Here is a 2,571-nt window from a genome sequence, read left to right as displayed (position 1 = left end):
AAAAATAGAACTCTGTATCTCCTGATACCTTCAGGTATCAGGAAATAATCTTCCAGCGTAAATAATTTCTCTTCTAGACCACGCTTCTAGGTGTATTCAGGCGGAACAGATAAAACTGAAAACAGCTTTCCAGTATTCATCTCCAGCCTCTTTCAGAGAATCTCCATGTCCAGCCCCTTTTACAACAAGTTTTGTCTTAGGGCCTCTGCAGCTGACATATAACTGCTCCATCATATAAAGTGGCACCAGCGTATCTTTATCACCATGGATAAACATTACCGGAACATTTATCCGAGACATTACCTTTAGTGGTGACGCCTCTGAAATTCTAGCTCCGATTTTGATACCACTCACCAGATCAATACAGCTCATGACAGGAAACTCTGGTAGCCCAAAAAGAACCTCAAGCTGACGGGCAAACATCTCATAGGCACTGGTATAGCTGCAGTCCTCTATGACTGACTTCAGCCCAGGCACGTTATTATTAGCTGCAGCCATCAGAACCGAGGCTGCTCCCATTGATATCCCATGAAGTACGATCTGCGCCTTAGGATCACGCTCTATGATCTTTTTCGCCCATAAGACAATCTCCTCACTTTCCTTGATACCCATAGTGATGTACTGACCTTCACTTTCTCCGGAGGCACATAAATCGGGAGTCAGAACATTCCAGTTTCTCTGGAGATATGCTTTGGCAAAGTCTCCAACATAACGCTGGTTTCTACCATAGCCGTGCGCAAGGATTACCCAGAGGTGTTTCTCTGTGGCTGGGACATAGAAGGTTGCGAAGAGTTTCCTGTTCTCAGGTGCAGTTATAGTCCATTTCTCAGCAGGAGCTTCAGGCATGGATGGAACAATCACATTCCTGTCAAGAATACTGACACAGGCTGAAGGTGGTGCCAGTGGATCAGTCTCATTTCCACGCTTTAAAGCATAGTTTATAAAGTAACAGCCTATTGCATAGCCTGCAATCAGAATTATTGCAGCAACAACAATAATGGCGAATACAAATCTTTTTTTTACACTATATGTCATGACAGGGAATCTATCTGAATACTCCTGAACCTTGAGTTTCAGCTCTTTTGTACAAATATTCAGGAAAATGCCATATCTTACAAGTAAATTACAGCTCAACTTCCTTTAGAATTAGAAAGTATAGCGGGCACCTAAGGAGAATACGTTCTTAGAGTCCTTTTTATCTACCTTAAACTCAGAGAACTTTCTATCAGACCCCGCATCAATTCCAACCTCACCCCAGACATTAAAGTTAGAATTAAGTCTATAGTTAATCAGAACAGGTATTCTGCGAACTAACGCATAATCATAGCTATTGGTAAGAGACTTTGCCTTATTGTAGCTGATCTCATAACCGAGCAAGGCAGAAAAACCGTTATCAAAGGCATATCCCACCGCGAATTCAAAGCCCTGGGATTGAATATAATCCAGGTAAGAAAGTGTCACTCCATTTACCCTGCCGGCAACAGAACCACTCTCTCCGCTTAACAGATCAATTCTACTGTAATCATATAAAGCCGACAGATACAGACCTGAATCCATATCACTCCACGAAACACCAAAGTTCGCCTGGTCAATGTCTTCAAAAGAAGCACCGTAGAAATGACTCCAGTCTGAGGCATTAAAGCCATAAACATCTGCTACGTTAGGAGTCTGTCCATTCACATGACTGAATCCTCCACGCACAGACAGAGATCCTAAAAAAACATCATCAAAGGTATAGCCAAGAGCAAGATTAATACCTGAATCAACAGCAAAACCTTCTGCCCTATCAAAATATCCTATCAGGGAGCTGGCAACTTTGGCCTGATTCTGAGAAGACAGAATGCCTAACTTTGTGTGAAAGCCCTCTCCTGCAAAACCGTATTGCAGCTGATCATCGCGGTACACAGAGTAATATTTAGGCTTAACAGATTTTGTACCGTACATATCCGATGCGTTGAAGGTTCTATAGGAAGACGCATCAGAAACTTCCCACAGAGGAGATGCAGTTGCAGATATCCAGTCGTTAAGTTTACTTTTTCCACCTATTGATATATCAGACGAATTCTGAAGTGCGGATTCGATTTCCTTAGCGTTGTTATGATTGCCACTGGACAAAACAGACTGTACACGTCCGTCCAGATAAAGAATGTTTCCATCCTTATCATAAACAGAGGCTGCATTTGCGCAGGATAGCAAAGCAACAGCCAATACGGTAAGAGGTACAGACTTAAACATGAATATGCCCGGCAATCATAACAAAACCATTTGGGGAGCATTTTTGAGTATAGGAGAAATCCTCGATTAAGATTTCAGTGAGATCACAGTTTTAAATATCTTTTTTTGATCTAAATTATCATTTTGAAATATAGATAAATCTTAGAAAAATTAAGAGGTTACGATCACATTAAATGCTATTTAAAGGGCTAATACAGAAGGACCGATAGAGAGAGAAAATAAAAAACGCTCAGCCTAAAAAGACCGAGCGCCTGATTGAATTCTAAACTGAATTACTTAACGAAGCTCATTGCAGAACGAGCAATCATCAGCTCTTCATTAGTTGCGATAACAAAT

General features: G+C 41.3%; 2 protein-coding genes. Both read right to left on the bottom strand.

Annotation, left to right across the window (positions count from 1 at the left end; all coding sequences use genetic code 11):
- Positions 1 to 96: 96 nt before the first annotated feature.
- On the bottom strand, positions 97 to 1,134 hold the full coding sequence (locus tag QZU45_RS12055; protein WP_295355632.1) for an alpha/beta hydrolase: 1,038 nt from the start codon (positions 1,132 to 1,134) through the stop codon (positions 97 to 99).
- Positions 1,135 to 1,146: 12 nt separating this feature from the next.
- Entirely contained in the window at positions 1,147 to 2,235 is a 1,089-nt protein-coding gene (locus tag QZU45_RS12050; protein ID WP_295355630.1) for a hypothetical protein, read from the bottom strand.
- Positions 2,236 to 2,571: the final 336 nt, after the last annotated feature.

Origin of the sequence: uncultured Succinivibrio sp. (assembly GCF_902756765.1) — a bacterium.
Classification (GTDB): Bacteria; Pseudomonadota; Gammaproteobacteria; order Enterobacterales; family Succinivibrionaceae; genus Succinivibrio.
Note: the sequence above shows the minus strand (reverse complement) of the source record. Positions and strands in the feature narration are given on the sequence as shown.